Raw genomic sequence first — 14,751 nt, 5'->3', positions numbered from 1 at the left:
ATGCGTTCCCTTTTAAACCATGCTCAGGGGCGAGCCCCCTTGCTGCACACCACTGGTTCAAACGTAGGATCGTCCTCCGCAAGAGGGCGCAAGAAGGCACAGACGCAACTCCAGAACTGGAAACCGAACTTGACCGCGGTCGCAGGAGGGGCGGGGTCGTGAGCGACAGCTACGACGGGTACGAGGGCCTGAACCGGTTAGCACTGGACCGGGCCGGGCAGGCCGAGGCGTTCAACGCGATCGCCGCGACCTACGACAGCGCGTTCCCTCACAAGGAGGGGCAGCGCGCCGCCGGTGCCTGGCTCGCCGCCGCGCTGCCGGACGGCTCCCGCGTGCTGGACGTCGGCTGCGGTACGGGCCTGCCCACCGCCGCCCAGCTGTCCGGCGCCGGCCACCGGGTCGTGGGCGTCGACCTCTCCGCCACCATGATCAGGTCGGCCCGGGAGAACGTTCCGTCCGCCGAGTTCCACCACCTCGACCTCGCGGACCTGCGGGACGGCCGGCTCGGCGGTCCCGGCTCCTTCGACGGCGTTGCCGCCTTCTTCTCCCTGCTGATGCTGCCGCGCGCGGAAATCCCGTACGCGCTGCGGATGCTGCACTCCTTGCTGCGGCCCGAAGGGCTGCTCGCCCTGTCGATGGTCGAGTCCGACGTGGACGACTACCCGATTCCGTTCCTGGGCAACACGATCCGGGTATCGGGTTACCTGCGGGACGACTTGCGCCATGTCGTGCGCGACGCGGGTTTCGAAGTCACCGGGGAGGACTCGTATGCGTATGCCCCGGCCAGTACGGACGTGCCACCCGAAATCCAGCTCTTCCTGCACCTGCGACGCGCTTGAGACGCAGCGCGCCAGGCGCGCAGCCCCGGACGGATGGAATCCCACGCGTGACGGAGCACCCCACCTCCCACCAGCCGCGACCGGCACCCCTGCCGGCCGCGCCCCCGGCCATGCCGCCGCGGGGTCTGCCGGAGACGACGGCGCACGGCGCCGCCGATCCGCGCGAGGCCCTGCAGCGGCCCGTCGGCCCAGCCCCTGCCGATCTCCCCGGCTCCGGCCTGCCCGGACCCGGTCTGCCCGGCTCCGGGGCCGCGGGACCGCCGGGGCGCACCACCGGTGGTCCCGGTGAGCTGCCCGCGCCCCCGGGGCGCGGCGGGAAGAAGCGCCGGCGGCCGCGGGACCGGCGGACCGCCGACGCCGCCGACCGCAAGGCCGCGCAGAACGCCGGCGACCACACCCAGGCCGGCGGCCCGGGCGGCGACCCCACCGGCGTCTCCGACGGCGGCGCCGCGCACGGCCCGGCCGGCCGGGCCCGCTCCCGTGCCGAGGAGCCGGACGAAGGGCCGGGCCCGCACGAGGGCGGTGGTCCGGGCGCCATCGGACGGCCGCGCGACGGCGAAGGCCGCGCCCGGCAGCGGCCCCAGGAGCCCGCGGTACCGCCTCCGGGGCCGCGCCGCGGCCGCGGCCAGGGCGGCGGCCGGCGCCAGGCCGAGGAGCCGGGGCGCCCGGAGGCGCCGCCGGCCCGGTCGGCACATCCGGCCGAGGGGGGTGAGCCGATGCCGGCCCGGCAGCCCGGCGGCGACCGGCTGCGCTTCGTCGGCGCCGCCACCCGGCGGATCGCGCGCGGCATCGACCTGGACGAGATCGTGCTGGGCCTGTGCCGGGCGACGGTCCCGACCTTCGCCGACGCGATCCTGGTGTACCTGCGCGACCCGCTGCCGGTGGGCGACGAGCGGCCCGCAGGGCCCGTCGTCCTGCGGCTGCGGCGCACCGACCGCATCCCCGAGGAGGCCGACACCAACGGCGGCCGGCTGCCCACCCTGCCCGCACAGCCCGACCTGGGCCCGGCGATGGGCGGAATGGCGGCGGAGCTCGCCGAGGTCGTGCCCGGCGGGCCGCTGGCCGAGGTGCTGCGCGGGGTGCGCCCGCTCTTCGGCGAGGCGCAGGCCGCGCAGGCGGCGCTGCCCGAACTGCTCGGCACCGGCACGCGGATGCCGCAGGGCCAGCGGGTCATCCTGGCGCCGCTGCGCGGCCGCCGCCGGGTGATCGGCGCCGCGGTCTTCCTGCGCCGCCCGGACCGCCCGGCGTTCGAGCCGGACGACCTGCTGGTGGCGGCGCAGCTGGCGACCCACACGGCGCTGGGCGTGGACAAGGCGGTGCTGTACGGGCGCGAGGCGTACATCGCCGACGCGCTCCAGCGCACGATGCTGCCCGACTCCCTCCCGCAGCCCACGGGCGTGCGGCTGGCCAGCCGCTACCTCCCGGCCGCCGAGACCGCGCGGGTCGGCGGCGACTGGTACGACGCGATCCCGCTGCCGGGGTCCCGAGTCGCCCTGGTCGTCGGCGATGTGATGGGTCATTCGATGACCTCGGCCGCGATCATGGGGCAGCTGCGCACCACCGCGCAGACCCTCGCCGGGCTCGACCTGCCGCCGCAGGAGGTGCTGCACCACCTCGACGAGCAGGCCCAGCGGCTCGGCACGGACCGGATGGCGACCTGCCTGTACGCGGTCTACGACCCGGTCGCGCACCGCATCATCATCGCCAACGCCGGTCATCCGCCGCCGGTCATGCTGCACCGCGGCGGCCGCGCCGAGGTCCTGCGCGTGCCGCCCGGCGCCCCGATCGGCGTCGGCGGCGTGGACTTCGAGGCGGTCGAGCTGGACGCGCCCGCCGGCGCGACGCTGGTCCTCTACACCGACGGCCTGGTGGAGTCCCGGATACGGGACGTGTGGACCGGCATAGAGCAGCTGCGCGAGCGGCTGACGGAGACGGCCCGGCTGACCGGGCCGAACCCGCCGCCGCTGGAGCCGCTCTGCGACGAGGTGCTGGACATGCTCGGCCCGGGCGACCGGGACGACGACATCGCGCTGCTCGCGGCCCGCTTCGACGGGATCGCGCCGAGCGACGTGGCGTACTGGTACCTCGACCCGAAGGCGCAGACCGCCGGGCAGGCCCGCCGCCTCGCCCGCAGGGCGCTCCAGCGCTGGGACCTCGAAGACCTCACGGACCAGGTCGAGCTGCTGGTCAGCGAGGTCGTCACCAACGCCGTGCGGTACGCGGAACGGCCGATCACGCTGCGGCTGCTGCGCACGGACGTACTGCGCTGCGAGGTCGGCGACGACGTGCCGCAGCTGCCGCGGCTGCGGCAGGCCCGCCCGTCGGACGAGGGCGGCCGGGGCCTGTACCTGGTCAACCGGCTGGCGCGGCGCTGGGGCGCGACCCGGCTGAGCACCGGCAAGGTCGTGTGGTTCGAGATCTCGATGCCGCCGGTCGCACGGCGGCTGCCGGGCCGGGAGTAGGCGGTACGGCAGCACGGAAACGTACGGCGGGCCCGGGGCTTCTCGCCCCGGGCCCGCCGTCGTTCGCTCGCTGCTCGCTACTCGCTACTCGCTACTCGCCGAGCGTCGGGTGCTTGCCGTGCCCGTTGTCCTTCTCCGTCTCCTCCCCGCCGTCCGGCAGCGGGAGGTCCGAGGACTCGCTCGGCGTCGGGGAGGCCGACTCGGTGGGCGGCTCGCTGGTCTCCGACTCGCTGGGCGACGGGGTCGGCGAGGGCGTGGGGGACTCGGAGGTCTCCGACGGGCTGGGCGACGGGGACTCGGACTCCTCGGTCTCGGTCGGCGTCGGGGTGGGGGTCGGGGCGACCCCGGCACCGAGGTCGGTGTCCAGGTCGAAGCGGGCCGACAGCTCGCCGCCCAGGGCGTTCTGGGTGTAGGCGGCCCAGATCTCCGCGGGGTAGCCGCCGCCGTTGACCCGGCCGCCGCCGCCCGCGCCCTTCAGGGTGACCTGGTTGTGCGGCGGGTCGGCGTTCTCGCCGAAGAGGCCGACGGCGGTGACCAGCCGGGGCGTGTAGCCCACGAACCAGGCGGACTTGTTGTCGTCGGAGGTACCGGTCTTGCCCGCGATGTCGTAGTCGGCGTTGCGGACCGCGGCGCCCGTACCGTCCTGGACCACGCCGGTCAGTACGGAGGTCACGGTGTCCGCGGTCGTGCGGTCGAGCACCTGCCCGCCGATCGGGTCCGGCAGGTCGACCGGGGCCTCCTCGCCGCGCTGCGCGGAGGTCACCAGCTGCGGGCTGACCTTCTTGCCGTGGTTGTCGAGGGTGGCGTAGACGCCGGCCATCTGGAGCGGGCTGGCGCCCATCGAGCCGAGCGTCATGGCGGGGCGGGCGGTGATCTTCTCCGCGTTCATGCCCAGCTGTCCGGCGGTCTGCCGCACCTTCTCCAGCCCGACGTCGATGCCCATCTGCGCGAAGACGGAGTTGACGGAGTTGTTCATCGCCGTCTGGACGCTGATCGGGCCGTAGTCCTTCTCGTCCTCGTTGCGCGGCGCGAAGCCGATGGCGCTGCCCTTGACCGGGCGGCGGCTGGTGCCGTCGTAGACGGTGTCCGGGGTGATCGGCGTGCCGTCCTGGGTGGTGGAGTTCTTCTCCAGCGCTGTGGCGAGGATCAGCGGCTTGAAGGTGGAGGCCGGCTGGTAGTCGTCGCGGGTGGCGTTGTTGAGGAAGTGCTCCAGGTAGCCCTTGCCGCCGTACAGCGCCACGATGTGGCCGGTCTTCGGATCGACGGAGACCGCGCCGGCCTGCGCGTCGGCGTCCACGTCACGGGACTTGGGGTCCAGCTTGCTGGTCAGCTTCTCCTGGACGGCCGACTCCAGCGCGCCCTGCCGCTTCTTCTCGACGCCGAGGTTGATGGTCCAGCCGCCGGCGGCGAGCTCGTCCTCGGTGACGCCCTGCTTCTCCAGCTCCTGGTCGGCGAGCTTGACCAGGTAGCCCTTCTGGCCCTTCAGGCCGGAGCTGGGCTTGGGCTTGTGCGGCACCGGGAACGTCAGGCCCTGCCGCTTCCCCGGGTCCAGCCACTTCATCTCGACCATGTTGTCGAGGGTGTAGTTCCAGCGCTCCTGGGCCCGCTTCTTGCCGGCGTCGGTGGCGATGGCCCAGTCGTACTGGCTGGGCGCCTGGAGCAGCGAGGCGAGGTAGGCGCCCTGCTGGACCGTCAGGTCCCGGGTGTGCACGCCGTAGTACGCCTGCGCCGCGGCCTCGATGCCGTACGCGCCGCGGCCGTAGTAGCTGGTGTTGATGTAGCCGGCCAGGATCTCGTTCTTGCTGAGCTTCTGGTCGACCTTCAGGGAGATCACGATCTCCTTGAGCTTGCGGCTGACCGTCTGGTCCTGGGTCAGGTAGTAGTTCTTCACGAACTGCTGGGTGATGGTCGAGCCACCCTGCTTGCCCCGGCCGCGCAGGGTGTTGAGGATGCCGCGCGTGGTGCCCTTCAGGTCGACGCCGGAGTCCTGGTAGAACGTCTTGTTCTCGGCGGCGACGAAGGTGTGCTGGACGTCCTTGGGGATGTCGCTGATCGGCACGCTCTCGCGGTTGAAGCCGGTGCGGGCCAGGACCGAACCGTCGGCGTACTTGTAGACGTTGCTCTGCGCGGCGGCCTGGCCGTTGGCGGAGGCGGGCACGTCGACGACGAGGTACAGGCCGATGAAGCCGAGGATGCCCAGCAGGCAGACGGTGAAGAACGCGCCGAGCAGCTTCTTGAAGGTGAAGAAGCGGCCTATGCCGCCGCCCCGTTTCCGTTTCGCCCGGCGACTGCCCCTCTTCTGCGCCCGTCTGGCGTCGGCTCGTCCCATCGCTCGTGTCACTCCAGTCGTTCCGCCCCCAATAACCCAGCCTCCGAAGCTAACCCCCGGGTGTCATCACATAGGCATCGATCAAGCCTTTTCCGGACGTGACAATGAGCACCCCGTTCCTGTGCAACCGTTCGGGAGTTTCCGCGTCCGCCTTGCGCCGCCTCGCCCGTCGCGCTTAAATAGCTATCACTTTGCTAGACCAGCGAAAGCACGTAAGTAAGCAAGCACGTAAGTACGGAGTGACTGCCGTACGGAACGGGGGACCCCCATGTCCGACCACACGCCCACCCCGCCCGCGACCACCGAGCCCGACAGGCCGACCCTGCCGGCCCCGCAGGTCAGAGAGGTCACCGCGCACAGCATTCCGGGCGGCCTCGGTCTGCTGCTGACCGTCGTCGGCGTCATCGGCGGCATCGCGCTGGCGATCCTCGGCGCCGCGAGCTCGGCGGACGGCAACAAGGCGCTCGGCGCCACGATGATCGTCGTCGGCATCCTGCTGCTGATCACGTCCCTCTTCTGCATGGGCGGCGTGAAGATGGTCGCGCCCGGCGAGGCCCGGGTCATCCAGCTCTTCGGCCGCTACGTCGGCACGATCCGCACCGACGGCCTGCGCTGGATCAACCCGCTCACCAGCGCCACCAAGATCTCCACCCGGGTCCGCAACCACGAGACCGCGGTCCTGAAGGTCAACGACGCGTACGGCAACCCCATCGAGCTGGCCTCGATCGTCGTCTGGCGGGTCGAGGACACCGCACAGGCGCTCTTCGAGGTGGACGACTTCCTGGAGTTCGTCGCCACCCAGACCGAGGCGGCCGTCCGGCACATCGCGATCGAGTACCCCTACGACGCGCACGACGAGGACGCGCTCTCGCTGCGCGGCAACGCCGAGGAGATCACCGAGAAGCTCGCCGCCGAGCTGACCGCGCGGGTCGAGGCGGCCGGCGTCCGGATCATCGAGGCGCGCTTCAGCCACCTCGCGTACGCCCCCGAGATCGCCTCCGCGATGCTCCAGCGGCAGCAGGCCGGCGCGGTCGTCGCGGCCCGCCAGCAGATCGTCGAGGGCGCGGTCGGCATGGTCGAGTCGGCCCTGGACCGGATCAGCGAGCAGGGCATCGTCGAGCTGGACGAGGAGCGCAAGGCGGCCATGGTCTCGAACCTCATGGTGGTGCTGTGCGGTGACCGCGCCGCGCAGCCCGTCCTGAACACGGGCTCGCTCTACCAGTGAGCCCGCAGAGCGAGGAGCCCGGGACTCCGGGGCGGCGGCCGCAGCAGCGCAAGCAGGTGCTGCTGCGGCTCGACCCGTCGGTGCACGACGCGCTGGTGCGCTGGGCCGGTGACGAACTGCGCAGCGCCAACGCGCAGATCGAGTTCTTGCTCCGCCGCGCGCTGGCGGAGGCGGGGCGGCTGCCCAAGGACGCCGGGGCGATGCGGCGCCGGGGGCGGCCACCGAAGGCCGAAGACCCGCCCGCTCCGGACGACGAGTGACACCTATTCACCCGAGGTATACATGGCGTGGATACCCCACGTAAGCTGGTCGCCATGTCTATCGGTCATACCCTGCTGGGCCTGCTGGAGTCCGGACCCCGCCACGGCTACGACCTCAAGCGGGCCTTCGACGAGCACTTCGGGCAGGACCGTCCGCTGCACTACGGCCAGGTCTACTCGACCATGTCCAGGCTCCTGAAGCACGGTCTGGTCGAGGTGGACGGCATCGAGGCCGGCGCCGGGCCCGAGCGCAAGCGGTACGCCATCACCGACGCCGGTGTGACCGATGTGGCCCAGTGGCTGCAGCGCCCGGAGAAGCCCGAGCCGTATCTGCACTCCACGCTCTACACGAAGGTGGTGCTCGCCCTGATGACCGGCCGGGACGCCGCCGAGCTGCTGGACACCCAGCGCAGCGAACACCTGCGGCTGATGCGCGGGCTGACCGAGCGCAAGCGCAAGGGCGACCTCGCCGACCAGCTGATCTGCGACCACGCCCTGTTCCACCTCGAAGCGGACCTGCGCTGGCTGGAGCTGACCGCGGCCCGCCTCGACAAGCTCGCCCAGTCGGTGCGCGGATGACGCCGGACGGCTCGATACTGGCCGGCGAAGGGCTGCACAAGGCGTACGGGCGCACGCCCGCGCTGGACGGCGCCGACTTCTCGGTGCACCCCGGTGAGGTCGTCGCCGTCATGGGCCCCTCCGGCTCCGGCAAGTCGACCCTGCTGCACTGCCTCGCGGGCATCGTCCGGCCGGACTCCGGCAGCGTCCGCTACGCCGGCCGGGAGCTGACAGCGCTGCCGGACGCGGAGCGCAGCGCCCTGCGGCGCACGGACTTCGGCTTCGTCTTCCAGTTCGGCCAGCTGGTACCCGAGTTGACCTGCCTGGAGAACGTCGCCCTGCCGCTGCGGCTCAACGGCACCAAGCGGAAGACCGCCGAGGCCACGGCCCTCGACTGGCTGGCCCGCCTGGAGGTCGACGACGTCGCCGGCCGGCGCCCCGGCGAGCTCTCCGGCGGCCAGGGCCAGCGCGTGGCCGTCGCGCGCGCCCTCGCCGGCCGCCCCCGCGTCCTGTTCGCCGACGAACCGACCGGCGCCCTGGACTCCCTCAACGGCGAACGCGTCCTGACCCTGCTGACCGACGCGGCGCGCGACACCCGCGCCGCCGTCGTCCTGGTCACCCACGAGCCCCGCGTCGCCGCCTACTCCGACCGCGAGATCACCGTCCGCGACGGGCGGGTCAGGGAATCCCTGGCGGGCCGGTGACGACCCTGCTCGGCACCCGCGCCGCCGGCCCCCGGTCCGGCCGCCCGCCGCACGGCTCACCCGGCGGCCCCGCCGCCTGGCTGCGCGACCTCGCCATGGGCGCCCGGTTCGCGGTCACCGGCGGCCGCGAGGGCTGGTTCCGTACGGCGCTGAGCGCGGTCGGCGTGGGCATCGGCGTCGCCGTCCTGCTGCTCGCCGCCTCCGCGCCGTCGGTACTCGACGCCTGGCACGGCCGCGAGAAGGCCCGCGAAAATCTCGGTCAGATGCACGAGCCGCGCGCCTCGGACCGCACCGTGCGCTACGCCCAGGCGGACACCTCCTTCCACGGCGACCCCGTGCGCGGCCGCCTGGTACGGCCCGACGGCGCCCACCCGCCCGTACCGCCCGGCCTCGACCGCCTCCCGGGGCCCGGCGAGATGGTCGTCTCCCCCGCTCTGCGCGAGCTGCTCGCGGCGCCCGGCAGCGCGCAGCTGCGCGCACGCCTGGACTACAAGGTCATCGGCACCATCGGCGACACCGGGCTGCTCGGCCCGCAGGAGCTGACGTTCGTCGCGGGGCTGGACGACCGGCCGGCGGGCGAGGCGTACCGCATCGCGCACTTCGGCAAGATCTTCGACCCGCAGCCGCCGAGCGCCCGGCTCGTGCTGCTGACCGTCATGGCGTGCGTGGTCCTGCTGATGCCGGTCGTGGTCTTCATCGGCACCGCCGTGCGCTTCGGCAGCGACCGCCGGGAGGCCCGGCTGGCCGCGCTGCGGCTGGTCGGCGCCGACATCCCGACCACCCGCCGGATCGCGGCCGGCGAGGCGGTGGTCGGCGCGGTGCTCGGCGTGGTGGCGGGGCTGCTGATCTTCCTAGCCGGGCGGCAGGCGGTCGGCGCCGTCACCCTGTGGGGCGTCAATGTCTTCCCCGCCGACGTGGTGCCGGCGCCGGGCCTCGCTGCGCTGGTCGCCGTCCTCGTCCCCGCGGCGTCCGTCCTGGTCACGCTGTTCGCGCAGCGCTCGGTGACCGCCGAGCCGCTGGGCGTGGTGCGCGAGCGCCCGGTGCGGCGCCGTCGCCTCGGATGGCGGCTCGCCCTCCCCCTGACCGGCCTCGCGCTGCTGCTCTCGCTGGCCTGGGATCCGCAGGGGGTCGACGGCTGGTTCCACGTCGTACGGCTGGCGCTCGGCGCCGCCCTGCTGCTCCTCGGCGTCACCGCACTGCTGCCCTGGCTCGTCGAGGCGGTCGTGGCACGGCTGCACGGCGGCCCGGTCTCCTGGCAACTGGCCGCTCGGCGGCTCCAGTTGAACAGTGGCGCCGCCCACCGCGCGGTCGGCGGCATCACCGTCGCGGTCGCAGGCGCCATCGCGATCCACATGGTCTTCACCACCTACCAGGCCGGATACGCGCAGGCCTACGAGGAGTCGGCGAGCCGCCCGGTGATCCAGCTGAGCGGCGGCGCCGCGGACTGGCGGGGGACCCGGGACGCGCTGACCACGATGCGCCGCGCGCCCGGCGTGACCTGGGCGCACGGCACGGTCCGCGCACTGGCCGGCCGGGCGGGCGACCGCGGCACCCGCGACGCCGACGGCTACCGCTCCGTCCAGACCGCGACGGTGACCGTCGGCGACTGCGCCGAGCTGCGGCGCAAGGCCCGGATCGGCTCCTGCCGGGACGGCGACGTCTTCGTGACGGAGAGCCAGGGCGGCCGCGCCACCGATCCCGCCTTCGTACGCCCCGGCGTGCGGCTGAACCTGAACCCGCCGAACGGGTACGAGCACACCGGCCCGCCCCGGCCGTGGACCGTGCCGGACTCGGCGCGCCGGGTGCAGTCCATCCGGCACCCCGGCGAGGACCTGCCCGGCGACGTCCTCGTCACCCCCGGCGCGCTCTCCCCCGCCCGGCTGCAGGACCCCACGATGGAACTGCTCGTCGGCTACGACAAGGCGCGCGAGACAGAAGCTGTGGAGCGCATCCGCACGGCGGCGTTCCGCACGAACCCGGGGATGCGGGAGCTGTCCGCGATCGACAACCCGCACGACCGGCAGTACGACGGGGTGCGCACCGCGCTCTTCCTCGGCGCCGTGATCGTCCTGCTGCTCATCGGCGCCGGGCTGATCGTCTCCACGGTCGAGCAGCTGCGCGAGCGCCGGCGGCTGCTGTCCGTACTGGACGCGTTCGGCACCCGCCGCTCCACGATGGGCTGGTCGCTGCTGTGGCAGACGGCGATCCCGGTGGCGCTGGGCCTCGTGCTCGCGGTGATCGCGGGCATCGGCCTCGGCACGGTACTGCTGACCCTGTCGCACGCGGGCGTGCACGTGGACGGCACCGTGATCGCGGGCATCGCGGGCAGCTGCGCCGGGGTCGTCATGCTGGTCACCGTGCTGAGCCTGCCGCCGCTGTGGCGCATGATGCGGCCGGACGGACTCCGTACGGAGTGAGCACCAGGGCCCGCGTCCGCTCCGGTCTCAGCCCACGATCCGTACCGGCAGCGGCCGCAGGGCCGTCCGCAGCGCCTCGGCGAACTCCTCGAACTCGCGCTGGCGGGCCGTGCCCGTGCGCATGGCCAGGGCGATCCGCCGGGAGGGCGCCGGGTCGTCGAAGTACCCGGTGGTCAGCTCCTCGTTGCGGCCGGTCTCCACGCGCAGCGCGGTGCGCGGCAGCAGCGTGACGCCCATCCCGCCGGCCACCAGCTGGACGAGCGTGGAGAGCCCGGCCGCGCTGGTGGTCACGGCGGCCCCTTCGTCGCGCCCCGCCTCCCGGCAGATGTCCAGCGCCTGGTCGCGCAGGCAGTGCCCCTCGTCCAGGAGCAGCAGGTCCAGCTCCCGCAGCGCCTCGCGCGGTATGTCGCCGCGGCCGCCGAGCCAGTGCTCCTTGGGCGCGACGAGCACGAAGTCCTCGTCGAAGAGCGGGAGTTCAGTGACGCCCGCGACGCCGAGGGGCACGGCGAGCAGCAGCAGGTCCAGCCGCCCGTGCGCGAGGCCGTCCAGCAGCGAGGCGGTCTGCTCCTCGTGCACCTGGAGGTCGAGGTCCGGGTACGTGCCGTGCACGAGCTTCAGCACGGTCGGGAGCAGATAGGGCGCGACGGTCGGGATGACGCCGAGCCGCAGTACGCCGGTGAAGGGTGCGCGGGCGGCCTCGGCCTCCTCCATGAGGTCGCCGACCGCCTCCATCACTGTCCGTGCCCGGGCGGCCACCCGCTCCCCCGCGGGCGACAACAGTACTTTTCGGGTCGTACGCTCCAGGAGCTGCACACCGAGCGCGTCCTCCAGGGCGGAGACCGCGCCGGAGAGCGCGGGCTGGCTCATGCCGATCTCGGCGGCCGCCTCGCGGAAATGCAGGTGCTCGGCCACCGCGGCGAACGCGCGGAGCTGCGAGAGCGAGGGCTGCCGGGGACGTCCGGCGCCCGGGGTAGTGGGCTGGGCCACTGATAACCACCTCCGATCAACGCCACCGAGTCTAGCTATTTCACTGATCAATGCACCCTGTGGCACTGTGGAGACCGTCCAACCCCCAGGAAAGCCCCAAAAGGGATTTCCGACCTTGCAAGGAGTGCGCGTGCTCACTGTCGGTGACAAGTTCCCCGAGTTCGACCTGACTGCCTGTGTCTCGCTGGAGAAGGGCCAGGAGTTCGAGCAGATCAACCACAAGACCTACGAGGGCAAGTGGAAGATCGTCTTCGCGTGGCCCAAGGACTTCACCTTCGTGTGCCCGACCGAGATCGCGGCCTTCGGCAAGCTGAACGAGGAGTTCGCCGACCGTGACGCCCAGGTCCTCGGCTTCTCCGGCGACTCCGAGTTCGTCCACCACGCCTGGCGCAAGGACCACCCGGACCTGACCGACCTGCCCTTCCCGATGCTGGCCGACTCCAAGCACGAGCTCATGCGTGACCTGGGCATCGAGGGCGAGGACGGCTTCGCGCAGCGCGCCGTGTTCATCGTGGACCAGAACAACGAGATCCAGTTCACCATGGTGACCGCCGGCTCCGTCGGCCGTAACCCCAAGGAGGTCCTGCGGGTCCTGGACGCCCTGCAGACCGACGAGCTCTGCCCCTGCAACTGGTCCAAGGGCGACGAGACCCTGGACCCGGTCGCGCTCCTCTCGGGCGAGTGATCGAACATGGCACTCGATGAGCTGAAGTCCGCCGTTCCGGACTACGCCAAGGACCTGAAGCTGAACCTCGGTTCGGTGATCGGCAACAGCGACCTGCCGCAGCAGCAGCTGTGGGGCACCGTTCTGGCCTGCGCGATCGCGTCGCGCTCGCCGAAGGTGCTGCGCGAGCTGGAGCCGGAGGCCAAGGCCAACCTCTCCGCCGAGGCGTACACCGCCGCCAAGTCGGCCGCCGCCATCATGGCGATGAACAACGTCTTCTACCGGACCCGGCACCTGCTGTCGGACCCCGAGTACGGGACGATGCGCGCCGGCCTGCGGATGAACGTCATCGGCAACCCCGGTGTCGACAAGGTCGACTTCGAGCTGTGGTCGCTGGCCGTCTCCGCCATCAACGGCTGCGGCATGTGCCTGGACTCGCACGAGCAGGTGCTGCGCAAGGCCGGCGTGGAGCGCGAGACGATCCAGGAGGCCGTCAAGATCGCGGCCGTCCTGCAGGCCGTCGGCGCCACGCTGGACGCCGAGGCGACGCTGGCCGAGTAACACCGGCTCGCGCCCACGCGTACCGAAGGGCCCCGCGGACGTGACGTCCGCGGGGCCCTTCGGCTACCGCGCCCTGGAGGGGCGCGGGGAACTGCGCGAGCAACCACCGCGGCGCGAGAGCCGGGCGACGGGACCAGCCCCCGCGGCGACTAGCCGTCGGTGTCCCGGGCCGGCGCCATGGGCGCCCTCCGCAGGGCCTGTTCGTGCGCGTACGAGCGCAAGTACGACACCACCGTGTTGGTGACGGCCACCAGCGGTACCGCGACCACCGCGCCGCCGATGTCCGCGACCAGCCCGCCCGCGGCCACCGAGAGGATCACGGCCAGCGGGTGCACCCGCACCGCCCGGCCCAGGATGAAGGGCTGCAGGATGTGGCCCTCGATCTGCTGCACGGCCAGTACGACCACCAGCACCATCAGCGCCGTGAACACGCCCTGGGTCACCAGCGCGACCACGCACGCCAGTGCGCCCGAGACCACCGCGCCCACCAGCGGGATGAAGGCGAAGAGGAAGATGAACACCGCGAGCGGCACGGCGAGCGGCACGTTCAGGAAGTACAGCCCGATGCCGATGAAGATCGCGTCGATCAGCGCCACGATCACCGTGCCGCGCACATAGGCGGTCAGCGTCCGCCAGGCCCGCGGCCCGGCCCCCGCCACGCCCTCGCGCGCCGCGCTCGGCACGAGCTTGAGCAGCCACTCCCAGATGCGCCGCCCGTCGTAGAGCAGGAAGAGCGTGGTGAACATCGCCAGGAGGATGCCGGTGAGCATCTCGATGACGACCGTGACGCCTTCCAGGCCCGCGCTGGTGATCTCCTCGGTGTTCGAGCCGATCGCGTCCTGGAGGTTCTTCGCGATGTCGTTGATCTGGCCCTCGGTCACATGGAACGGGCTCTTCAGCAGCCAGTCCTTCAGCTCGCTGATGCCGTCCTGGACCCGGCTGGAGACCGAGTCGATGTTGTCCATGACCTGCCAGACCACGAACCAGCCGACCAGGCCCATGATGACGAAGCCGGTGATGAACGTGATGGCCGTGGCCGGGCCCCTGGGCAGCCCGCGGTGCTTGAGCCAGGCCACGGTCGGCTGCAGCAGCGCGGTGATCAGCAGCGCCGCGACGAACGCCAGCACCACCAGCTGAATGCTGGTGATGGCCCGCGCGAGGACGTACACGGTCGCGGCCAGGACGAGCAGCCGCCAGCCCGCCTCGGCGGCGACCCGTATCCCCCACGGCACCGCGTCCACGGGCTCGGCCCTGGACGGCACGGCCGGCGCGTACGCGGGCGGCGCGGGCACGGACGCCGGTCCAGCGGCCGCGGGGGCCTCCTGAGGGGGCGTCGGCGGCTCAGGGGGAGCGGAAGCGGCAGGAGCGGCTTCCGTGGCCTCTGTGGCGTCCGTGGCGTCCCGGGCCGCCTCGCCGTCCGAGGACGCACGGCCAGGGCCGGGACCGCCGGGCACGACGGGCGGCTCCACCGGCATGGGCGGCGCCGGCGGCATCGGCGGCACCGCGTGGCCGTGCCCCGCGCCGTGCCCCAGCCGGCCGTCGCCGTCGGCTGCCGCGGCCTCCGTACGCCGGCGCCGTTCCTCCAGGCGCGCGGCGAGCCGCGTCAGGCCGGCCCCCGCGCCGCCGACCCACTGAGGCAGTCTGGACATGTCGCTTCCTCTTCCCCCCTCGGTCCCGTCACTGACGGGACGACGTTACCCGTGCCGAATGCACGAAACCCCCGACCCTGGTGCGGTCGGGGGTTT

The 14,751-nt window shown here is 72.7% G+C and carries 12 protein-coding genes; 9 read left to right on the top strand and 3 right to left on the bottom strand.

Annotated elements, in window-relative coordinates; all coding sequences use genetic code 11:
- Positions 1-158 precede the first annotated feature (158 nt).
- A complete protein-coding gene (locus ACZ4MH_RS30160) occupies positions 159-839 on the top strand; it encodes a class I SAM-dependent DNA methyltransferase (RefSeq protein WP_351599698.1) in 681 nt (226 codons plus the stop codon).
- Positions 840-886: 47 nt separating this feature from the next.
- Complete coding sequence (locus ACZ4MH_RS30155; RefSeq protein ID WP_467754782.1) at positions 887-3,301, top strand: SpoIIE family protein phosphatase; 2,415 nt, start codon at positions 887-889, stop codon at positions 3,299-3,301.
- A gap of 91 nt (positions 3,302-3,392) precedes the next feature.
- On the opposite strand, the gene ACZ4MH_RS30150 is transcribed toward ACZ4MH_RS30155, so the two are convergent.
- Positions 3,393-5,630: a transglycosylase domain-containing protein gene (locus ACZ4MH_RS30150; protein ID WP_351600354.1), complete on the bottom strand. Its 2,238-nt coding sequence runs from the start codon at positions 5,628-5,630 to the stop codon at positions 3,393-3,395.
- A 268-nt stretch (positions 5,631-5,898) separates the two neighbouring features.
- Between ACZ4MH_RS30150 and ACZ4MH_RS30145 the strand changes: the two genes are divergently transcribed.
- Genes ACZ4MH_RS30145 through ACZ4MH_RS30125 form a run of 5 tightly spaced genes read left to right on the top strand, consistent with a single transcriptional unit; the run spans position 5,899 to position 10,794 of the window.
- Positions 5,899-6,855 (top strand): SPFH domain-containing protein, encoded by a 957-nt coding sequence (locus ACZ4MH_RS30145; protein ID WP_351600356.1) that lies wholly within the window; start codon positions 5,899-5,901, stop codon positions 6,853-6,855.
- A complete protein-coding gene (locus tag ACZ4MH_RS30140; protein ID WP_351600358.1) occupies positions 6,852-7,115 on the top strand; it encodes a type II toxin-antitoxin system antitoxin in 264 nt (87 codons plus the stop codon). The genes ACZ4MH_RS30145 and ACZ4MH_RS30140 overlap by 4 nt, the downstream gene beginning before the upstream one ends.
- Before the next feature lie 54 nt (positions 7,116-7,169).
- Positions 7,170-7,694: a PadR family transcriptional regulator gene (locus ACZ4MH_RS30135; protein ID WP_351600360.1), complete on the top strand. Its 525-nt coding sequence runs from the start codon at positions 7,170-7,172 to the stop codon at positions 7,692-7,694.
- Complete coding sequence (locus ACZ4MH_RS30130) at positions 7,691-8,377, top strand: ABC transporter ATP-binding protein (protein WP_351600362.1); 687 nt, start codon at positions 7,691-7,693, stop codon at positions 8,375-8,377. The genes ACZ4MH_RS30135 and ACZ4MH_RS30130 overlap by 4 nt, the downstream gene beginning before the upstream one ends.
- Entirely contained in the window at positions 8,374-10,794 is a 2,421-nt protein-coding gene (locus ACZ4MH_RS30125; protein ID WP_467754781.1) for an ABC transporter permease, read from the top strand. The genes ACZ4MH_RS30130 and ACZ4MH_RS30125 overlap by 4 nt, the downstream gene beginning before the upstream one ends.
- Before the next feature lie 27 nt (positions 10,795-10,821).
- On the opposite strand, the gene ACZ4MH_RS30120 is transcribed toward ACZ4MH_RS30125, so the two are convergent.
- Positions 10,822-11,781: a hydrogen peroxide-inducible genes activator gene (locus ACZ4MH_RS30120; RefSeq protein WP_351600364.1), complete on the bottom strand. Its 960-nt coding sequence runs from the start codon at positions 11,779-11,781 to the stop codon at positions 10,822-10,824.
- 130 nt (positions 11,782-11,911) lie between these two features.
- On the opposite strand from ACZ4MH_RS30120, the gene ACZ4MH_RS30115 reads away from it, so the two are divergent.
- Entirely contained in the window at positions 11,912-12,466 is a 555-nt protein-coding gene (locus ACZ4MH_RS30115; RefSeq protein WP_351600366.1) for a peroxiredoxin, read from the top strand.
- A gap of 6 nt (positions 12,467-12,472) precedes the next feature.
- A complete protein-coding gene (locus tag ACZ4MH_RS30110; protein ID WP_351600368.1) occupies positions 12,473-13,006 on the top strand; it encodes an alkyl hydroperoxide reductase in 534 nt (177 codons plus the stop codon).
- Positions 13,007-13,155: 149 nt separating this feature from the next.
- Here ACZ4MH_RS30110 and ACZ4MH_RS30105 read toward each other — a convergent pair whose 3' ends face one another.
- Positions 13,156-14,655: an AI-2E family transporter gene (locus tag ACZ4MH_RS30105; protein ID WP_467754780.1), complete on the bottom strand. Its 1,500-nt coding sequence runs from the start codon at positions 14,653-14,655 to the stop codon at positions 13,156-13,158.
- Positions 14,656-14,751 lie beyond the last annotated feature (96 nt).

It is taken from the genome of Streptomyces sp. NPDC026301, from assembly GCF_055567935.1.
This window is presented reverse-complemented; position numbering and strand designations above follow the sequence as displayed.

What these genes read in the sequence shown, in the direction of transcription:
- ACZ4MH_RS30150 (WP_351600354.1), bottom strand. Translation starts at nt 5,630, where the DNA reads ATGGGACGAGCCGACGCCAGACGGGCGCAGAAGAGGGGCAGTCGCCGG.
- ACZ4MH_RS30110 (WP_351600368.1), top strand. Translation starts at nt 12,473, where the DNA reads ATGGCACTCGATGAGCTGAAGTCCGCCGTTCCGGACTACGCCAAGGAC.
- ACZ4MH_RS30135 (WP_351600360.1), top strand. Translation starts at nt 7,170, where the DNA reads ATGTCTATCGGTCATACCCTGCTGGGCCTGCTGGAGTCCGGACCCCGC.
- ACZ4MH_RS30145 (WP_351600356.1), top strand. Translation starts at nt 5,899, where the DNA reads ATGTCCGACCACACGCCCACCCCGCCCGCGACCACCGAGCCCGACAGG.
- ACZ4MH_RS30130 (WP_351600362.1), top strand. Translation starts at nt 7,691, where the DNA reads ATGACGCCGGACGGCTCGATACTGGCCGGCGAAGGGCTGCACAAGGCG.
- ACZ4MH_RS30105 (WP_467754780.1), bottom strand. Translation starts at nt 14,655, where the DNA reads ATGTCCAGACTGCCTCAGTGGGTCGGCGGCGCGGGGGCCGGCCTGACG.